The sequence below is a fragment of the Streptomyces scabichelini genome, assembly GCF_011045015.1.
In the GTDB taxonomy this organism is placed as follows: Bacteria; Actinomycetota; Actinomycetes; order Streptomycetales; family Streptomycetaceae; genus Streptomyces; species Streptomyces scabichelini.
The window spans coordinates 1-18964 of the sequence record NZ_JAAKZY010000195.1; the positions used below are offsets into that span (position 1 = coordinate 1).

The 18964-nt window shown below is 68.6% G+C and carries 14 protein-coding genes and 4 pseudogenes; 7 read left to right on the forward strand and 11 right to left on the reverse strand.

The window, feature by feature from the left end; genetic code table 11:
- Window positions 1-593: 593 nt before the first annotated feature.
- Complete coding sequence (locus G5C60_RS39570; protein WP_165267065.1) at window positions 594-752, reverse strand: hypothetical protein; 159 nt, start codon at window positions 750-752, stop codon at window positions 594-596.
- 4 nt (window positions 753-756) lie between these two features.
- Between G5C60_RS39570 and G5C60_RS39575 the strand changes: the two genes are divergently transcribed.
- On the forward strand, window positions 757-1398 hold the full coding sequence (locus tag G5C60_RS39575; protein WP_165267067.1) for an SMI1/KNR4 family protein: 642 nt from the start codon (window positions 757-759) through the stop codon (window positions 1396-1398).
- A gap of 647 nt (window positions 1399-2045) precedes the next feature.
- Here the strand turns inward: G5C60_RS39575 and G5C60_RS53380 are convergent.
- The gene (locus G5C60_RS53380; protein WP_277611447.1) at window positions 2046-2177 is read right to left on the reverse strand and encodes a hypothetical protein; all 132 of its coding nucleotides are present in this window, start codon (window positions 2175-2177) and stop codon (window positions 2046-2048) included.
- A gap of 240 nt (window positions 2178-2417) precedes the next feature.
- Here G5C60_RS53380 and G5C60_RS39580 point away from each other — a divergent pair, with 240 nt between their 5' ends.
- Window positions 2418-3050 carry a DUF2461 family protein gene (locus tag G5C60_RS39580; RefSeq protein WP_241267405.1) on the forward strand — a complete coding sequence of 211 codons (633 nt, stop codon included), beginning with the start codon at window positions 2418-2420 and terminating at the stop codon, window positions 3048-3050.
- 191 nt (window positions 3051-3241) lie between these two features.
- Here the strand turns inward: G5C60_RS39580 and G5C60_RS53815 are convergent.
- The 3 genes and pseudogenes from G5C60_RS53815 to G5C60_RS39595 form a co-directional block, all read right to left on the reverse strand.
- A pseudogene (locus tag G5C60_RS53815) lies at window positions 3242-3553 on the reverse strand (hypothetical protein); the annotation flags it as partial.
- 373 nt (window positions 3554-3926) lie between these two features.
- Window positions 3927-4853 carry a helix-turn-helix domain-containing protein gene (locus G5C60_RS39590; RefSeq protein WP_165267069.1) on the reverse strand — a complete coding sequence of 309 codons (927 nt, stop codon included), beginning with the start codon at window positions 4851-4853 and terminating at the stop codon, window positions 3927-3929.
- 55 nt (window positions 4854-4908) lie between these two features.
- Window positions 4909-5610, reverse strand: a pseudogene (locus G5C60_RS39595) (IS701 family transposase); the annotation flags it as partial.
- A gap of 80 nt (window positions 5611-5690) precedes the next feature.
- Here G5C60_RS39595 and G5C60_RS39600 point away from each other — a divergent pair.
- From G5C60_RS39600 to G5C60_RS39610, 3 genes and pseudogenes are all read left to right on the forward strand, one after another.
- A pseudogene (locus tag G5C60_RS39600) lies at window positions 5691-6304 on the forward strand (transposase); the annotation flags it as partial.
- A gap of 533 nt (window positions 6305-6837) precedes the next feature.
- Window positions 6838-8619 (forward strand): reverse transcriptase/maturase family protein, encoded by a 1782-nt coding sequence (locus tag G5C60_RS39605; protein ID WP_206440542.1) that lies wholly within the window; start codon window positions 6838-6840, stop codon window positions 8617-8619.
- 107 nt (window positions 8620-8726) lie between these two features.
- Window positions 8727-8839, forward strand: a pseudogene (locus G5C60_RS39610) (IS5/IS1182 family transposase); the annotation flags it as partial.
- Window positions 8840-8850: 11 nt separating this feature from the next.
- Here G5C60_RS39610 and G5C60_RS39615 read toward each other — a convergent pair.
- From G5C60_RS39615 to G5C60_RS39625, 3 genes are all read right to left on the reverse strand, one after another.
- Window positions 8851-9354 (reverse strand): hypothetical protein, encoded by a 504-nt coding sequence (locus tag G5C60_RS39615; RefSeq protein ID WP_338146062.1) that lies wholly within the window; start codon window positions 9352-9354, stop codon window positions 8851-8853.
- A 314-nt stretch (window positions 9355-9668) separates the two neighbouring features.
- Complete coding sequence (locus tag G5C60_RS39620; protein ID WP_165267073.1) at window positions 9669-9809, reverse strand: hypothetical protein; 141 nt, start codon at window positions 9807-9809, stop codon at window positions 9669-9671.
- Between the two features lie 88 nt (window positions 9810-9897).
- Window positions 9898-10806, reverse strand: coding sequence for a CPBP family intramembrane glutamic endopeptidase (locus G5C60_RS39625; protein ID WP_206440544.1), 909 nt, complete (start codon window positions 10804-10806; stop codon window positions 9898-9900).
- 496 nt (window positions 10807-11302) lie between these two features.
- Here G5C60_RS39625 and G5C60_RS53820 point away from each other — a divergent pair, with 496 nt between their 5' ends.
- Together G5C60_RS53820 and G5C60_RS39635 are read left to right on the forward strand one after the other, a co-directional pair.
- The gene (locus G5C60_RS53820; RefSeq protein ID WP_206440545.1) at window positions 11303-12490 is read left to right on the forward strand and encodes a histidine kinase; all 1188 of its coding nucleotides are present in this window, start codon (window positions 11303-11305) and stop codon (window positions 12488-12490) included.
- Window positions 12487-13203: a response regulator transcription factor gene (locus G5C60_RS39635; RefSeq protein WP_165267075.1), complete on the forward strand. Its 717-nt coding sequence runs from the start codon at window positions 12487-12489 to the stop codon at window positions 13201-13203. Before G5C60_RS53820 ends, G5C60_RS39635 begins: the two co-directional genes overlap by 4 nt.
- Before the next feature lie 375 nt (window positions 13204-13578).
- Here G5C60_RS39635 and G5C60_RS39645 read toward each other — a convergent pair whose 3' ends face one another.
- The 3 genes from G5C60_RS39645 to G5C60_RS39655 all read right to left on the reverse strand — a co-directional run.
- The gene (locus G5C60_RS39645; protein WP_165267077.1) at window positions 13579-16260 is read right to left on the reverse strand and encodes a family 78 glycoside hydrolase catalytic domain; all 2682 of its coding nucleotides are present in this window, start codon (window positions 16258-16260) and stop codon (window positions 13579-13581) included.
- A 166-nt stretch (window positions 16261-16426) separates the two neighbouring features.
- Window positions 16427-17806 (reverse strand): MFS transporter, encoded by a 1380-nt coding sequence (locus G5C60_RS39650; protein ID WP_165267079.1) that lies wholly within the window; start codon window positions 17804-17806, stop codon window positions 16427-16429.
- A gap of 148 nt (window positions 17807-17954) precedes the next feature.
- Window positions 17955-18964: SDR family NAD(P)-dependent oxidoreductase (locus G5C60_RS39655; RefSeq protein WP_338146063.1), on the reverse strand; the 1010-nt coding region annotated here is incomplete at its 5' end.

An 18964-nucleotide genomic window follows, 5' to 3' on the forward strand; every position in this document is an offset into this window, starting at 1 on the left:
CCCCGAGGGACCACGGCCCCGCCCCCCGCCCCTCAGGGCGAACGCGAGGGCAACGACTGAAGGCTGACACCTGACATCCCCAGCAAGGGAGAGCAACAGGGAAATCAGCAACCCGCGGTTCCCTGGGCATCTGCCACCTGGCGCGAAACGAGCCCAGTATCGACAACTCCCCGCCCCGTCCGGCCCGCATCCTCACGCCAGGTGGCGAGGCGTAACGAGCTGCCCGGGCTCCAAGATCATCCCGTGGTGGGATTCTGATGTATCTGGGTCATGCACAATCGCCGTGCACCACCGCGTACGGATATCCGTGCTCAGCCGTCTGTTCGAACAGCGCCGCGTTTCACGCATCGGACTCGCAAGGAGCTCGGCATCGTGCCTGGGGTTCAGCGGCGTTGTCGGGGTCCGCGGGGAAGCGCTTGGCCTCACCGGGGGTGACCCTGCCGTGGGCCGCGAGATGCGCGTCCCACTTGGCCAGGACCGCATGCGCGCGGTTCATGGTTGCCTGGCTGACCTGGGCCTCTTTGTGCGAGCGATGCCGAGTTCGACGACACGGGCTGCGGTGACAGTCTGGCCATCCTGGAACTGCTCGCGCGTCAGATCCAGGTGGTGCGGAACTTCCTACCCTTGGTGATCCCGGCCATCACCGGGAACGGGATCAGCACCATGGTCGGCTCCGACGGCAGTGCGGGGATCTCCCAGGGCAGCAGGTGGGTGAACTCCTGCGCGACGACCGTGCGGTCCAGACTTTGCACCCCGGTGGATGTCTTCGATGGCGAGGGGAAGGAATGGGTTCTTCAACCCTTCAGCCGGGGAGAGGCAGGACACGTGACTGTCGAAGAATCCTGGGAAAAGATCGAACGCTGGATAGCCCAGTACGCCCCGGAAGAGCCCACATTGCCGGGCCCTTGCTCACACGCAGACCTGGAGCGCCTGCATGAGTGCCTCGGGGCGCGGTTGCCTGAGGATGTCGAACGCTCGTTGCTACGACATGACGGGTCTGGCCTCACAGAGATCCTCCCGCCCGGGTACACGCTCCTGGGCGTCGAGGACATCCTCCAGAAACGTGCGACCTGGTTGAAGTACGCGGCACCTGATGACGCGAACCTGAGGGAGGAAGACAAGCTCTTCCTTGTCCCCTTTGCAGCATTGAGTGTTACTCAGCTCCTGGTCGATACCAGGACGGGCAGGCTCGGCTGGTGGGATATAGAGCAGTGCTTCCTCTGGAACCGTGATCCACTGTGGAACTCCCTCACCAGCGCACTCGGTTTCGTTGGGAATCTGCTGGCCTCACCTCCTCCTTGGATCGCGATCCTGCCGGGCGACGAGGAGTGGGAGGTGACTGACAGACACCGGGATTTCCCCGGAACGCTCATATGGACCGAAGACCCCGTTGACTGACGTGGGGAACCGACGAAATGCGGCTCGTGGGGCGACGGAATGTCCTGGGTGGGGCAGCGGTCCGGACGGCCGCCGCGTGTTCGTCGGCGCTCGCGCCGCGCTGGGTTCCCGGACTGGGAACGCGGGATCTGCTCGGGGATCTTGGGCCGTTCCTGGAAGGTGAACTCGGTGGCCAGGGCCAGGGCCAGGGCGTGGCGGGCCTCTCGGTTGTGGCGAAGGGCTGATTGCGCTGCCGAGCGTGGCCGTGGACAGCTCGGACGAAGCTCTCCGGCCACCCGGTGAACCGTGCGCGCTCGGCCGGGTCGTCGCAGTCGTCGATGGTCTCGGCGATCTCGCCGAGCCAGTACGTCGCCCAGCTGTCCAGGACGATGCCGTCGCGGTGCTCCAGGAGCAGTCGGCCGATCTGCCGGGCGACGGGGAAACGGCGCTCCTGCACGAGCATGAGGGCCCGCTCGGCCCGCTGTTCGGCGGCTTGCGGTCCTCGTGTTCGTGGGCAACCTCGGGGGTACGGCGCTCGCCGGGGTCGCGGAGCTGCTCGGCCTTCAGCCGCCGCGCCTTCTGGTACGCGCCCTGCTTGGAAGTCACGCACGGCGCCTCAGTGAAGTGGTCCCAGGGGACGCCGGCGGCCCGGCCGTCCTCGATCGCCTTCAGCTGTCCGGCGTCGGCCTGCTCGCCTCCTTCGGCTGCTTCAGCTTCCCGGCCCACGTCTGCGCGTGCTCCAGCATGAGGAACAGCTCCTCCGAAGCCGGGAACCGCTCGTATGCCGGATCACCGCCCAACTCGTGCAGTCCCGCAGGCTGTTGACGATTCGACCGGTCCTGATCTGCCCGAGGCGGATTGGCGGGCCCTTCGGACGGGGCCTCCCGGCGGACTTCGCGGTCTTCCTCACCACGCTCGAAGTCCTCGCCACGCTCGAAGTCCTCGCCACCAGCCGATTCCCAATCGGGGGACCCGCCTTGACCACCCTGCCCGCCTCACTATCCGCGTGCGCGGATCGTGGGTGAGCTACCCTGCCGCGCATGCGCGGACAGTTCACCGGCTGGCCGGAGCAGGCCATGGACGTGTTGTGGCAGCTCCAGGGCGAACCGACCCACGCGACCCGCGAGCGCTATCGCGCGGACCGCGAACGCCTGGTCCGACAGCCGATGATCGCCCTGCTCAACGAGGTCGCGGACACCGACCCGCGGTACGAGGACTTCTCCGTCTGGCACTACCGCACCGACTCCTGGTGGTGGCAGCACCAGGGCGCGGTGATCCGACTCGGCCGCAAGATCGAGATCAATCTCCGGTTCGCCCTGGACGGCCTGCGGGTCCAGGGCGCCTGGTGGTACCCCGATCCCGGCCAGGTGGACATGTTCCGCAAAGCCGTGGCCTCCGAGGGGAGTGGCCGCGAACTGTCCGCCATCGTCGAGGACGTACGGAAGAAGGGCTACGACATCTCCGGGGACGTGATGAAACGCCCCCCGCGCGGCTATCCGACGGACCACTCCCGTACGAACCTGCTGCGCCACCGTTCGCTGATCGCCGCCCGCCTCCTCGGCTGCGAGGAGTGGCTGCACACCCCCGAGGCGGTCGACCGGGTCCTCTCGGCCGCCGCCGACCTGGACGCCCTGCTGATGTGGCTGGTCCGCCACGTGAAGCACGCCGCCTGACACCACGACGGCGCCGCGCGGCACGGGAGGAGCCACACCCATGCCGCCGGCCCCCGCGCGTAGCGGCGCTCCCAGTCCTCATCGACCAGCTCGTCCAGCAGGTGAGGGGAGGTGCCGGCGACTTCTTCCAGTGTGGCGCGGACCGCCTCGGCAGCCTGCCGGTCCGACAGACCGAGCAGGAACTGCAGCACACAGACGGTAGCCAGTTGAGCCGGCGAGAGGCCCGGACGCCCGTCACGTGGATACCAGTCGGCGAAGTCCTCGTCGTGCCACAATCCGTCGAGGCGGTCTCTCACCCATATCGCCGTCGTGCCGCCCGGGTTGCTCGCCCGCGCGACCTGCGCAGTCAGAGGCGGGACCTGCTCATCGGAACCGTGGGTGGAAGGACAAACGGGCACCTCGACAGCTGCATCGGCCATCGGAACCACCCGAGCATGCCCGCTGACCAGGCTGCCGCACCGCGAAACTCCAAGATCCCCGACAGAGTCAAGCTCAGCGCTCATTCGCCGAGCAGATACCAAGGCTGACTAGCCCATACGCCCGCGTCAGCGATCGGCTGGGCGCGTCACTGGACCGGATCGCGCTCGTGTTGGCCGGCCGTGCCGGGGCGCGGATGGCCAACGCGATGGGCCTGTCGGCAGGGAGGATGGAGTTGTTGAACCGGATCCGGGCGATGCCCGACCCGGTCCACGGCATCCTGCGCGTACTCGGTGTCGACGATTCGCCACCAAACGCGGCCACTCCTACGCCACGGTGAGATCCCCGTGGGTTCGGGGAAACCGAGGGTCCTTCAGCGCGAACCCACGGGTCCACCGGTGTGCGTCAGGTCGATGCATCTGTCCGTGGGTTCGGGTGAAACACAAGGATGCTGAGCGATCACAATATGGCCGGTCCGGCCTGATCCGCGGCGCGCAGGGCCCGCGCCAGCCACTCCAGCTCCTCGCTCGCGTCGGGCGACGAGTCCTGCCCGCGCACACGGGCGACGAGTCTGCGGTAGCGCTCCGCCCCTGCCTCGATCCCGGCCTCCAGGCTGCGCAGCACGGCGGCCCGATCGGCGTCACCGAACAGCTCGGACAGCACCTCGGCCGCTGCCGGCCCCTCGGGAGCGACCTTGCGTTTTCGGGCCTCTGCGACGGTCTGCACGACCTGCCTGGCCCACCAGATGGATGCCCCGGGGGGACGGCCCTGCCCCGGTACGGGCGTGTTGAGCTCCATCCATGTGCGCAACCGGGCGCGAAACCCGGGATCCCGCACCAGTTCGGCCAGTTCGATCCAGGCGTCGACCTGCTCAGGTGTGGGATCGTCGGGCAATTCGATGCTGTAAGTGCGCATGCGGTCGCGCAGGCGCGGGTCGACGTAGAGACCGCCGAACACTTCCTCCTTGAACTCGTCGATGATCTGCTTGCGTTCGGCGGCGGAAAGCCGCGCCAACCGGTTCATCAGTGCTGTCTCCTCAGCGGTCGAACCCCGTTTCGCCACGGTGGACAGGACGGCCCGGCTCACCTTGAGTGAGCGGATCTGCGCGTCGAGCGCGGCCACATGCGCGTCGGCGACCTCGGCGACCGTGGTGCGGCCGCTCAGGACGCGGCACACGTCGTCGAGCCCGAGGCCCAGCTCCCGCAGGGTGCGGACCAGCTCGACGCGGGCCACGGACTCGGCGTCGTACAACCGGTAGCCGCTCGCGGAGCGGGCCACGGGCGGCACCGCCCCCTCGTCCGACCAGAAGCGCAGGGTACGCACCGGAAGTCCGGTGCGGTGCGCGAGCTGGCCGATGGTGAGCACGTCGGGGTATTCGTCGTCCATGGGAGAGATCCTGAACCCTCCAGCCGCTGGAGACTCAAGCGCCTCAAGTCGTTGCTCGGTAAGGAACGCGTGGGCGGCGGTGACCAGGGTGGCGTGGTGGTGTCGGCCGTTCCAGCGGGGTGGCGGGGAACGCGTCGTGCGGCTGCACAGTCAGGTCGCCACGGATGCCAGCCACGTACGGGATGTCCCGGCCGGCCAGCGCGTGGCGGGAATCGGCGTTCTGCCCGTAGCCGGCGTCGGCCACCACCACCGGCGGCACCAGATTCCACCCGGCCAGTTCGTCCAAGGCGTCCAGGGCCAGGCGCCACTTCTTCCGGTGCCCGACCTCATCGGGCACCCCGGTCCGGCGTCGGCGCCCGGCATCGCCGGCACACTCCGGGGGCAGGAACAGCCGCCAGTGCGGCGGGATGGACGCGGCGTCGGTGACCGCGTGCACGCTGACCGCGATCTGGCAGTTGGCCTGCTTGCCCAACGCGCCGCAGTACTGGTGCGCGACGGCGACCGACATCCGGCCGTCCTTGGGGAACGACACGTCGTCGACCGCCCAGGCATCCGGGCCGATCAGCGGGACCATCCGCTGCGCGATCCGCCGCTGCACCGGCACCGGATCCCATGGCGACTGGTTCACGAACTACTGCAGGTTGTGCTCATTGCCGTCCGGCAGCCGCTCCGCCATCGCCTGGATGGACTTGCGGCGACCGTCCAGCATCAGCCCCCGCAGGTAGCAGTCGCCCTTGGCCCGCTGGTCCTTGCGCGGCGCACGCGAACGAGAGCTAAGCCCAGGCCAGGGGCTTGGACGTCATTTCAGTTGGTGTGATCTTGCGGCAGTCTGGGGTGATGACTGCTGCGCTTGTCGAACGGTTGGCGCCGCAAGACCTGTGGGAGTTGCTCCAGCGGGTGGTCCCGCCGGCGCCGGAACGTCCGCAGGGCGGAGGACACCGTCGGCGAGGAGACCGCGAAGCACTGGCCGCGATCATCTTCGTGGCCACCTCGGGCTGCATCTGGAACCAACTGCCACCCGGATTCGGCCTGTCCGGCGTCACCGCCTTCCGCCGGTTCACCGAATGGACCGAGGCCCGAGTGTGGGCCAAGCTCCACCGCCCTCAAAGGGGGCACCTGACGGGACCGAATCCGACCGACCGCGGCAAGAGGGGATCGAAAATCCACCTCATCGTCGACCGCAGCGGTCTGCCCCTGTCGATCGGCATCTCCGCCGCGAACCTCCACGACAGCCAGGCCCTCATCCCGCTGGTCCGCGGCATCCCGCCCATCCGCTCACGCCGCGGCCCAAAGCACCGACGGCCCGACAAGCTGCACGGAGTCAAGGGATACGACTACCGGCACCTGCGGCGATGGCCGGCCTCCCGCGGCATCGGCACCGCATCGCCCGCAAAGGCATCGAATCGCCCCAACGCCTGGGCAATCACCGCCGGGTCGTGGAACGAACCGTGTGCGCCACGAGGCGCTCTGTTTGTATCCCCGGTTCAACCGGGAGGAACTCGGAAGGAGGTTCCTGGGCCGAATGACTCACCTGGATCCGAAAGGTGAAGGGGACAACAGCATGTCAGAAAACCAGTGACCGGGCTCAGTTGTCAGAGACGGTGTGCTGGGCGGCCCGTGCGATATGGCGAAGACTGGATTGTTTGAAGCCCAATCTCCAGAAGATGCAAGTTCCCATCCGCCGGAAAGACGACTGAAACCGGCGCCGCACTCTGCACTGGGTTTCATTGTTGCCCGGTGCACCTCCGGAGTGCGGAGCGATGTCCAACGAGGACATCCAAGGAGATGAGTGGGACGCCTAAGTCGCGCTAGAACGTACAGACAGAGACGAACGTGGGATCGCCTACGGGACGCGAGTCCTATGGTGACGGAGGCCCCGTAGTAGTCGCCGGAGTCACGACCGGCCAGGGAGGACGGGAAAGCCGTCCGCATCGGGCGAAGGGGGCCAGGTGATTCGGACACTCGAACCCGGGAGGTATGCGAAATGCAGAGCGCCAAAACGGTGCTGGGTGTCCTACGTGAACGCGGCAGGCGTGGCCTGCCGTGCGAGGAACTGTATCGGCAACTGTTCAACCCGCAGTTGTATCTGCTGGCCTATGGCCGCATCTACGCCAACCATGGCGCGATGACGCCGGGGGTCACGTCGGAAACCGTGGACGGCATGTCACAGCGGAAGATCGACCGGATCACCGAGGCGATGCGTCACGAGCGTTACCGCTTCAAACCGGTCCGACGCATCCATATCCCGAAGAAGAACGGGAAGATGCGCCCGCTGGGGCTGCCGACCTGGTCGGACAAACTCGTCGGTGAAGTGATCCGCCTGTTATTAGAGGCATATTACGAGCCGACCTTCTCCGACCACTCGCATGGATTCCGTCCCCGTCGGGGCTGTCACACCGCATTGCGGGAGGTTGACCACACCTGGACCGGAACATCCTGGTTCATCGAAGGGGACATCTCCGACTGCTTCGGCAGCCTGGACCATCAGGTCCTGCTGTCGATCCTCGGCGAGAAGATCCATGACCAGCGGTTTCTACGGCTGGTGCGCAACATGCTGACAGCCGGATACCTGGAGGAGTGGAAGTGGGGTGCCACGCTCTCCGGAGCGCCACAAGGCGGAGTGGCATCCCCGGTTCTGTCCAACATCTATCTGCACAAGCTGGACGAGTTTGTCGAAACAGTTCTGATTCCGGAGTACACCCGAGGGAAACGCCGGGCCCGAAACCCGGCCTATCTGGAGTTGCAGAATTTGCTGGCGAAAGCCCGCCGACGCGGCGATCGAGTTTTGGCCCGTGCGTTGCGTCAGTGGATGGTCAGTCTGCCAAGCGCGGATCCCAACGATCCGGCCTACCGCAGGCTGCGCTACATACGCTATGCGGACGATCACCTCCTTGGTTTCACCGGACCAAAAGCTGAAGCCGAGCAGATCAAACAGCGTCTGGCACAGTTCCTACGTGACAAACTCACCCTGGAGCTCTCCCAGGAAAAGACGCTGATCACTCATGCCCGAACCGGGGCAGCGAGGTTCCTCGGTTACGAGATCACGACCCAGCACAACGACACGAAGAAGACAGGCCGTTACCGCCGAGCCAACGGCCAGATCGCTCTCCGTGTCCCACGGGACGTGATCAAAGCCAAGTGCGCCCCTTATCTCGCCCGCGGAAACCCCGCGAAGAGGACGGCCCTGATCAACAGCAGCGATCATGCGATCGTGGCGACGTTCGGGACCGTTTACCGGGGCATTATCCAGTACTACCTGCTCGCCGGAGATGTCTTCCGGCTGCACCGGCTGCAATGGGTCATGGAGACATCCATGCTCAAGACCCTTGCTGCCAAGCACCGTTCATCAGTATCGAAGATGGCCGCCAAGCACAAGGTCAGAATCGATACCCCCAATGGGCCCCGAGTCTGCTTCGAGGCCCGAATCGAGCGGAAGAACAGGAAGCCACTGGTGGCACGGTTCGGCGGAATTCCCCTCCAACGGCAGCGAGCGACGGAACTCGTCGATCGTGAGCCGGTCCGGGTGGACTATCCGCAGAAGGAACTCATCGCGAGACTTCTGGCGGATACCTGCGAGATCTGCGGAAGCAAGGGCAACGTGCAAGTGCACCACGTCCGCGCTCTCGCCGACCTCGCACATGCCGGATGGCAGCCTTCCGATTGGGCGCGCGTCATGCTTCACCGGCGCCGCAAAACGGTCGTGGCCTGCGACACCTGCCACGACCGCATCCATTCGGAAAGGCCGGCCAGACCGCTCACGCAGTAGTCACTGGAGAGCCGGATGACAGGGAAACCGTCATGTCCGGTTCGGCGGGAGGCCGCGTGGAACAGGACCTGTCACGGCAGGCACCTCGCCGCGCGGCCGACCCAACGTCCTGGCTGTCCGGCTGTCGGCGCCCCACCGCCGCTACGAGCGAAAGCCGGAACACTTCCTCGCCTTCACTGCCATCGCCGCGACCCTCATATGCCACCGCAGACTCACCAGCTCAATGACGGCTTATAGCTGGTCCCCCATGCTGGCTGGATCCGGAGGCTGCGGCCCCCCACCGTCCTTGCTGTCCTGCTCACAGGTTGGTCTGTCGTACGACTGGTCATTGGGGATCAACAGCACTCCGGCGACCTGCTCAGGGTGCTCGACGGCGAACCAGTCGTCGCCCGCCTCGGACGAAGAGACCGTCTGACACCCCAACGCCACGCGCTCCTTATCGACCACGCAGGCGTCCACTGCAGGGTCGGATATCTCGTAGGCGCCGTCGAAGCGGTAGTGGAAGTGGACCTGGTCACCCTCGGAGGGCATCTGCGGGTGGGGCTCAAGGTGCCAGTCGACGACCTCGGCGGTGACGCCGAGAGGCCGCCCAGACGGGTCCTCGACCTGCACCCTGACACCGGCCTCACTACGCTCCGCCGTCGTATCGGTGCAGCCCCAGTGGGAAGAGCAGCCGGATAGGGCGAGAATCACCAGAGCCAACGGAGCACCGGCAAGTACCCGTGCGGGGAACACTCAGCTGACCTCCAGTCAGGATGAAGCGGAGCAGTCTATCCCGGGGCATGGCCGGTGCGGATGATAGCGACGAGCGCCTGCGGCAGCGAATCCTCGCCTCCATCTCCCTCGCCACCAGCCTCATCAACCACCGCCGATTCACCAACTGAAATGACGTCTTAGAACCCCAGCAAGGACCACGGGAACTCACGGGATGTCGCACAGAGGACCGCGAGTCTGCCTCGTCGGCCTGGTCCAGCATGGTTCGTACGGAGACCGCGTAGCGTCGCGATTGTCGCGTGGAGCTCGCGCTTGCGGTACCTGCGGTGAGACGGTCAGGCCGTGCGCTGGTACGTCGGACAGGTGATGTACCCGGCGTCGCCGCCCTGGTGGAAGGTCTTCTCTTCGGCGGGGCCGAGGGCCACTGGCGACTCCGTCACCCGCACCGTCCGCTCGACGGGCAGCGTCAGGCACATCCCCTCGGGCGTGCAGGCCAGAGCCCCGTTTCCACTCCGGGACGGCTCTTTGCGTGTCCGTCCCCACGCGTCGGTGTCACGGCCCGTGTCAGGCCCGGCGTGCCTGTGCCATGTCGGCCCGGGTGTGAATCCGGTTGCGGCGCTTGGCGGCCCGCAGGAACAGCACGGTGGGCACGGCGCACACCAGGACGGCGAAGATGCTGGCCTCGGGGCCGAAGTCGCCGCCGGTCAGTGCCTGGGGACCGCTCACGGCGGCGTGCAGCAGGCCGCCGGAGCCGGTCCCGGAGCCGGAGACGGTGGTGCCGAAGATGCCCTGCTCGGCCATGTTCCAGCCCAGGTGCAGGCCGATCGGCAGCCACAGCGAGCGGGTGGCGGCGTAGACCGCGCCGAACATCAGCCCGGCCTCGACGGCGATGGCCAGCGCTCCCCAGACCGTTGCGTCCTCGTTGACCAGGTGCAGGCCACCGAAGGCGAGCCCGGAGACAGCCAGCGCCCCCCATGTCCCGGTCTTCTCCTCCAGTACCCGGAACAACACACCGCGGAAGGCCAGTTCCTCGGTGACGGCCACGCAGCTCATCAACCCCAGGGTGGTCAGCGCGCCACCGATCGAGCCCCAGCCGCGGACGTGGTAGCCGCCGGTCATCGCGACCAGAGCGATCGTGACGGTGAACAGGCCCACGCCCAGGAGGGCTCCCCGGAGCAGTTCCGGCCGCGCCTGCTCTCGCGCCAACTCCTGTGGCCTGCGGCCCTCGAGATACCGCACCAGCCATGCATAGGCGGCCAGAGCGAGACCGGCCGTGGCCACCCCGGCGATCAGGGCGGTCAGGGGGGTGGCATCAGCGACGCCGTTGATGCCACTGGCGATGCCACCCACGGCCAGCATCAGTACGAACAGCACCGGCAGACGCACCCACGTCGACGCCGCCCACCGCGCAGGGCGCCCGGCGCTCTTCTCGGCCTTCTCGGCCTTCTCGGCCGATGGGGAGTTGGACGACATGGTTTCCTCCTCAAGCGCCCACTCTCAGTGGGCGGTCTCCGCTGGCGATGCCGAAAAGCTACGGGCCGCGAGCACTGTGAATCGTCACCACGGGGTGGGCACTTGCCGCTTGAGTCTGTCCCCCGAGCGAGCTATCCGGCTGTCTTCCTCCGGGGGACCCCACCCCCTGCCGCCGGGCGCTACATTCACCGTGCACGGCATTCCGGCCTGCGGTGTCGTGCGGTGCGTATGCCGGACGGGTCGTACCGAACGGGCGGGCGGGCCGCGGACCACGGCGGGTCCGGTCCCTCTGCCGCTCAGCGCTGGACCTACCGGATCGTGGATGATGATGGAAGATCAAGCAGCCCGTGAACCATCGGGCTCGGCATCCCCCGCACCAGCGAACCTCGCCCCGCACCCGGGCCGGCCGGGGACCGACCGGCCCGCACCGCACCCTTCCCGGGCCGGGGCCGAACCGCCGGCGCAGAACAGCGGCCTCTCCGCACGCGCGAACCCGGTGGCCGCCGCAACCGGCCGGCTGCGCCTGCTGTCGCAGTGGTGGGGATCACGCCCTGCCGCCACCAGGGACCGCGAGTTCGCAGTCGTCTTCACGCTGCTGTCGTTCGCGGCTCCGCTGTCGCGGATCGGGCCGCAGTTCGGCGACCTTCCCACCCATGGCGCCTCCGCCGCGAGCGTGCTGCTGACCCTGGGGCAGACTCTGCCGCTCGCGATACGCACCCGATGGCCGGCCGCCTGCCTCGCGGTGGCGGGGACCTCCTTCGCGGTCCATCAGTCCCTCGGCTGCCCGCCGACCTTCGGCAGCCTGGGGCTGTACCTCGCGCTGTACTCCGTGGGAGCCCACCAAGACCGCCTCCGGCGGGTCGTACCGCTGGCGGCGACGGGCGGGTACGTGATCTTCGCCGTCGCCCTGCACGCGCTGGGCTCGCCCGCGGGCTTGATCGACTACCTGCTCTACTACACGGTCCTGGCGGCGATGTGGGGCCTGGGTGTCCTGGTCCGCGGGCGGCGGGCACACGAGGCCGAGCGTCGGCGGCTGTCCGCGCAGGCGGCCATCGCCGCGGAACGCAGCCGCATGGCCCGGGAGTTGCACGACGTGGTGACCCACCATGTGACCGCGATGGTGGTGCAGGCCGGCGCGGCGCAGTACCTCACCGAATCGCCGGACCGCCTGGGCGAGGCCCTCGACGCCATCAACGGCACCGGCCGCCACGCGCTGGCCGAACTCCGGTTCCTGCTCGGCGTGCTGGAGGCGACCGGCGATTCGGCGCCCCGGGAGCGGACGCCGGTGCCGGGCCGGGTGCCTGATCTGGTGGAGCAGACACGAGCGGGCGGCCAGCCGATCGAGCTGGTCGAGGACGGAGAGCAGTCGGCCATGGCCATAGGTGCCCAACTCGCGGCGTATCGCGTCGTGCAGGAATCCCTGACGAACGCCGTGAAGTACGCCGCGGGCAGGCGGACGCTGGTACGGCTCGCGCACACCCCCGACTGGACGGACGTCGAGGTCACCACCGCTGGGACGGCCGACGGCGCGCTCCGGGGCGGCGGCCCGCACGTCTCGGGAGGCCAGGGCCTGACCGGGCTGCGGGACCGGGTGGAGATGCTGGGCGGCGAGTTCGCGGCAGGGCCCGGCGCGGAGGGTGGGTTCCGCGTGCACGCACGCATCCCCACGGGAGGTGCCGCATGAGTGTTCCGCCCACTGCGGGCGTGAGTGCCGCGCCCGCTGTCATCAGGGTGCTGGTCTGCGAGGACCAGGCCCTCGTGCGTGCCGGCTTCGTCACGATCCTCTCTGCCCAGCCCGACATGGAGATCGTGGGGGAGGCCGCGGACGGCCGAGCGGCGATCCGGAGCGCGGAGGAACTGAAGCCGGACGTCGTCGTCATGGACATCCGCATGCCCCTGCTCGACGGAATCGAGGCCACCCGCCACCTGGCGGGCCCTGATTCCCCCAGCCCCGCGAAGGTCCTGGTCGTCACGACCTTCAACGTCGACGAGTACGTGTACGAGGCTCTGCGCGCCGGCGCCAGCGGCTTCCTGCTGAAGGACGCCGCACCGCCCGAACTGATCAACGCGGTGCGCACCGTTGCGCGCGGCGAGTCTCTCCTGGCCTCCGCCGTCACTCGTACCCTGATCGGCCGCTTCGCCGAACGTGTGCGCCCCTCCGCCGCCACGGCGTCCCCCGAGCGCGACCGCCTCAAGGTCCTCACCGCCCGCGAGCACGAGGTCCTTCTCCTCATCAGCGAGGGCCTGTCGAACGCGGAGATCGCCGCCGAGATGGTCATTGGCCACGAGACCGTGAAGACGTACGTCTCCCGGATCCTTACCAAACTGCACCTGCGCGACCGCGTCCAGGCGGTGATCCTGGCGTATCGGGCGGGGTTGGCTGGGGCCGGTGACTGAGCCCTCGGGACAACACACCGCCCACGTACGAAAACCCGCCATCGAGCGCGCAGGACCTCCCGGAACAGTGTGCTCGGCCGCGCGGACCAGGAGGTCGAGCAGAAGTTCACCGCGGTTTCCCGTGCCGCCGGCTGCCCGGAAACGATGGCTTGGCGCAGTTTGGTGGTGAAGTCCGGCGTGCGCGCAATGCGGTCGACGCCGTGCTCGTCGCTGAGGTGGTCGAGGTCGATGTTGAGCAAGTCCCGCGGGCTGGGCTGCCGTAGCCGGGTGAGGGTGTAGGCGGACATGGCAGCCAGCGGGTAGAGCCAGTTCTCAAAGCTGCCGAACCGGCCTGCCCTCACGCCCCTGCCTGGAGCACCGTCTTCTCCCTGCGCGTCATCGATCGTTCGGCGGTGATTCCAACGCCCTTTTGACAGGGCGGGTGGCGCGGAAGGTGCCTGCCGTGGCGGTCTCGGTGGTGCCGTCGGGGAAGACGACCCGTGCGGTGGTTGCCGGCGGCACGTCGACGGTGATGGTCAGGTCGGCGCCGGTCGTCCGCCACTCGACGGTGATGGTGCCCTGCGGGGACTCGTGCGTGCCCCGGGCCCACGTCAGCGACGGGTGGGGGACGGGTGCGACCTCGATGGACTCCCAGGCGACCGACCCCGGTGTCTGTCGCAGCCCCAGCGTGTGGGTGTGCAGGAAGCGGATCACGGCGCCCTTGCTGTAGTGGTTCAGGGAGTCGTGCGCGTCTCCGTTCTCGTCGATGCCCTCCCAGTCCTCCCAGATGGTCGTCGCGCCGCGGTCGAGCATGTACAGCCAGGACGGTGCGGTGCGCCGGAAAAGCAGCTCGTAGGCGATGTCGGCATGGCCGGTGCCGGCCAGGACGGGAAGCAGGTCGCCGGTGGCGAGGAAGCCGGTGCCGAGGTGGGTGCCGGCGGCACGGATCAGTTCGACCAGGCGCGCGGCGGCGGGGGCGCGCAGTTCGCCGGGGACGAGCCCGAGGGAGAGCGCGCGTACATAGGCGGCCTGGGTGTCGCCGGTGGTGCGTCCGTCGGGGGTGAGGAACTCGGTGCGCCAGGCGTCGCGGACGCGCTCGGCGGTCTCGGTGTAGCGGGCTGCGTCCTCCGTGCGGCCCAGCACCCGTGCGACGTCGGCGAGGGTCGATGTCGAGCGGTACAGGAACGCCGTGCCGACCTCACCCTTGTCCGCCATGAACCAGGCGACCGGGTCGCTCCGGATCGGATCGATGCGGGTGCCGTCGGCCGCCTTCGCCTTCGGCTCGGTCCACTCGCCCCAGTGGAAGGAGCCGTCCCAGAGGTACTGCTCGTGCGGGAGCGGCTCGGCCGAGCGCTCGATCCGGGACTGATGGCGGGTGGTGCGGGCGGTTCGCAGCGCCCACTCGACCCAGCCGACCATCGCCTCCCAGTTCTCGGTGAGGACCTCTTCGTCGCCGTAGGACTGGTACAACTCCCAGGGGACGGCGACGACCGCGTCACCCCAGCCTGCCGAGCCGGTCATCATGGCGAACTGGTCGTCGAGGTGATGCTTGATGCGGCGGCCGTCGGGCGAGAAGTTGGCGATCCGGCCGTCGGGCAGCTGGTCGTCGCGGACCGAGCGGAGCCACTTTCGGCTGAAGCCGAGGACGTCGTACAGGCGTGTGGCAGTCGGTGCGAAGACCTGGTAGTCGCCGGTCCAGGCGAGGCGTTCGCGGGTCGGGCAGTCCGTGGGAACGTCGACGGCGTTGCCGCGGAAGCTCCAGTCGGCGATCTCGTGAAGGCGGTTGAGGTCGTCGTCGCTGCACGCGAAGGTGCCGGTGCGGCGCAGGTCGGTGTGGACGACGCGCATCGTGATGCTCGCAGGGTCGAGCGGGGTGCCGTCCCGGAGGATGCGCGCGTACCGGAAGCCGTGCACGGTGTGGCGTGGCTCGAACGTCTCGCCTTCGCCCGCAGAGATGGCCTCGTCGCGTTGGACGAAGGGGATCGGGTCCTCGCCGGGGCGCACGGAGTCCAGGTGCGCGGTTGTCAGGTCGCCGTCGGCGCCGATGTGTTCGCCGTAGTCGATGACGGTTCGGGTGCCGGCCGGGCCGAGGTCGCTGAGGGCGAGCCGGCCGGAGGCGTTCTGGCCGAAGTCGGCGATCCAGAGCCCGTCATCGAGCTGTTTGACGGAATGTGCCGGGCGGGAGTCGACGACGCGTACGGGCGGCGCGGGCGACCAGTCGATCGCGGGGGCCTCGACCTGATCGACGAGGACCGGCTGCTCGGCGCCCGGCCCGGCGCGGAAGTCGGTGGTCTGCCCGTCCATGAGGTCGGCCCGGGTGATGGCCGAGCGGGTACTCGTCCAGGTCCCGTCGCTGCGCACGACCTGGCGTGAACCGTCCTCGTACGCGAGGTGCAGTTCGGCACGTGCGCCGAGCACCGTCCCCCAGCCGGCCGGCAGGCGGAACGCGCCGACCTGGCCCCGGTACCAGCCGTCGGAGAGGACGATCTCGACAAGGTTGCCGCCCGCCTTGACGGAGCCCGTGACGTCCGATGCCTGGGCGTAGAGCGTGCGGTCGTAGGAGGTGGACCCGGGCGACAACTCGGCGGTGCCTGCCCGCTCGCCGTTCACGTACGCCTCGTACACGCCGAGCGCCGTCGCGTACAGCCGCGCCGAACGCACTCCGGCCCGTGCCTCGAACCGCGTCGTCAGGGTGTGGGCCGGGCGCTTGCCGTAGCCCGGGTCGACGGATTCGGCCGGCGATATCCAGCGCGCCTGCCAGTCCTCGTCGAGGAGGCCGACCTCGAAGGCGCTCCACTCCGACCACGGCGACAGACCTTCGGCGTCGCCGGCCCGGACCCGCCAGGCCACCTGCCGGCCGCTGCGCAGTGCCGCCCAGGGCCAGCGGAGGAACCGGTGCCGGCCCGACGCGACCTGCACGGAGGGCTGCGCTTCGCCGTCGACGGTGCATTCCAGTGCGTATCCCGTCGGGCGTTCCGCGTCCGACGGCGGCTTCCACGACAGGCGGGGTGCGGGGCCCGACACGGTGAACTGGTCGCCGCCGCTGTCGATGCGCAGGTCATACGGTGCGTTGTTCATGCTCTGCTTTCATGGTCTGCATTCTCGGAAGTTCGATGAACGCTGTCGTTTCCCAGGGCGGTTGTCCTCGCACGCGTACGGCGAGGGCGTCTCGCGGCGGGGCCGGCCGGCGCAGGCTGTCGTCCAGTCCGCCGGAGCGGGCCGCGGAGAGCCGGGCTGTGCCCCGCTACCGGACCGACTTGACCCCGAACTTGATGATCAGGCCGCCGGCCAGCGCGAGGAAGGCGCCGCTGAGATAGAGGTACGTGTAGTTCTTGTCGGAACCCGTGGCGCTGATGGTGATGATGAGCGGGGCGATCAGCGGAGCGATGGCGCTGGGGATCTTCTGCGCGAACGCGACGACCGCGAGATAGCGGCCGGCCTGGGCCCGGTCCGGGAGGACGGCGAACACGATCGCCTGGTCGACGGCGCTGAACACCGCGATGGCGAGCTGCATCAGCACCGCGCCGATGATGAGCTGGGGCAGCGAGTAGGCGAACGCCTCGGCGACGGCCCCGGCCACGAAGATCGCGGAGCCGATCAGGGTGAAGAGCTTGCGCCGGCCGAGCTTGTCGGAGAGGAAGCCACCCGCGAGGGCGCCACCGGTCGCCGCCAGCACCCCGAGGATCCCGATCGCCGACACGACGCCGGCGACCTCCTTGACGGGCATGTCGAGCCGCTGGGCGTAGAAGAAGGTCCCGAAGGTGGTGTTGAAGTACAGGCCCATGAAGAAGACGAAGCGGCCGAGCCAGTTCCAGCCGAAGTCGGGGTACTCCCGCGGATTGAACCCGTAGCTGGCGACCAAGCCCTTGAGGCTCACCTCGCTGGTGTGGACGAGTGCGCGGGAGTCGCCTTCCGGCTTGAGCAGCGGGAACAGTAACAGCATGGCCGCTCCGATGACGCCCGGGACGAGGAACACCAGAAGCGTGCTGGAGGCCACCGTGTACGCGATGCCGATGCCGATCACCGGCGCGATCTGGGTCATGACGCTGGTCACCGCCGAGACGCGTCCGCGCTGTTCCTCGGGCACGCGGTCGGCCTGGACGTTCTGGATCGCCTGCCCGACCGTGGACCAGCCGATCATGCCGACGACCCACGCCAGGCCCACCAGTAAGACGGTGGGTGCGACGGCGACCCCTAGGAGTCCGGCCATGCCGATGACCGTGCCGGCGAACATGAACGGTGTCCGGCGGCCCAGGCGGGAGCGCATCCGGTCGCTCCAGAAGCCGATCAGAGGGCTGAGGACCAGATAGACGAACTGGGCGGATCCGGTGACGTATCCGAGCAGTTCCTCGCGTCCCGGGACGAGGTCGTCGATCCGCACCGCCAGCGAGTAGGAGAGCGGAACCATCAGGGCAAGGGAGGCCCCGAAGCTGGCGATCATGATCCAGGCCATGTAACCCCCGCTGACCCTCTCCAGCGGCGGGGCCTCGATCTCCGGGGCGGAGTTCTCGGCCGGTTCCTCACCGCCGGCCTCGGTCGGCACGGTCGGCTCCTCAGCGTCACCCTTCGCCGGTCCGGTCGGCGGGGGTCCGGCCACGCTGATGTCACGGTCGTTCTGAGGCATGAGGACTCCTTCGTCTCATGAGTGCCAGGTGGCGCGGCAGTTGGCGGAGGCCGGCACGCGCGGTCGTGGAGGAAGCGGTGGGGGCTGAGTGCGGTGCGAGGCGCGTTTCTGGGTCCGCTCGGTGATGGGCTGCCACCGGGGTTGGGCGCTACTGGACCGACCAGCCCCCGTCGGACGGGAGGACGGCGCCGTTGATGTTGATGCCGTCGTCGCTGAGCAGGAAGGTGATGGAGGCCGCCAGCTGTTCGGCGGTGGCCAGGCGCGGAATCGCCTGCTGGAAAGGGGCGAGCCGGGCAGAACCCGTCTGCGACACGTGCGCGGGCATGGGGATGCCGGTCGCCACGCCGCCGGGTGCGACCGCGTTGACTCGGATGCCCTGCGGGCCGTACATGAAGGCGGCAGACCTGGTCAGGCCGATGACCCCGTGCTTGGAGACGGTGTAGGCGGTGCCCGAGGAGTTGCCGCGCAGCGCAGCTTCCGAGGCGACGTTGACGATCGAGCCGGCACCTGCGGCGATCATGCTCGGCAGCACCGCGCGGGACAGTTTGAAGCCGCCGGTGAGGTTGATGCCGAGGACGCGATCCCAGATCTCGTCGGAGGTCTCGTGGACCGGCGAGAAGTCGTCGTTCACGCCGGCCACGTTCGCGAGGGCGTGGATGCGGCCGTCGGCTGCCGTGACGATCCGGTCGATGTCGTTCTGCAGTGTGATGTCGCCGACGACGGAGGCGATCGCGCCGTCGGGGAAGGGCGCGGCGAAGGCTTCGAGGCGTTCGGCCGAGACGTCCACGGCGATCACGCGGCCGCCCTCCCGTGCGATGCGCGACGCGGTCGCCCGGCCGATGCCGGCGCCCGCGCCGGTGACGATGACGGTTTTGCCGTCGAACCGTCCGGGCGTGACGCGCTCGGTCCACACGCCTGCGGCGCTCTCCTCGGTGGGCATGACGCCGTCGTTGACTTGGAGCACCAGTTCGTCGACGACTGCCTGCGGCAACTGCCCTTGGCTGACGGCGACCAATTGCTGGAGCGGGAGCGTGCGGACGGGGGCGAGCATCTCCTGGGGCACCCCGGCCTGCTCCAGCAGCGCCTTGATGAGCGGCGCGCCCTTCGGGTGGGTCAGCCATGCGTCGATGGTGCTGTGGGCGGTGAGCGGGGGAGGGG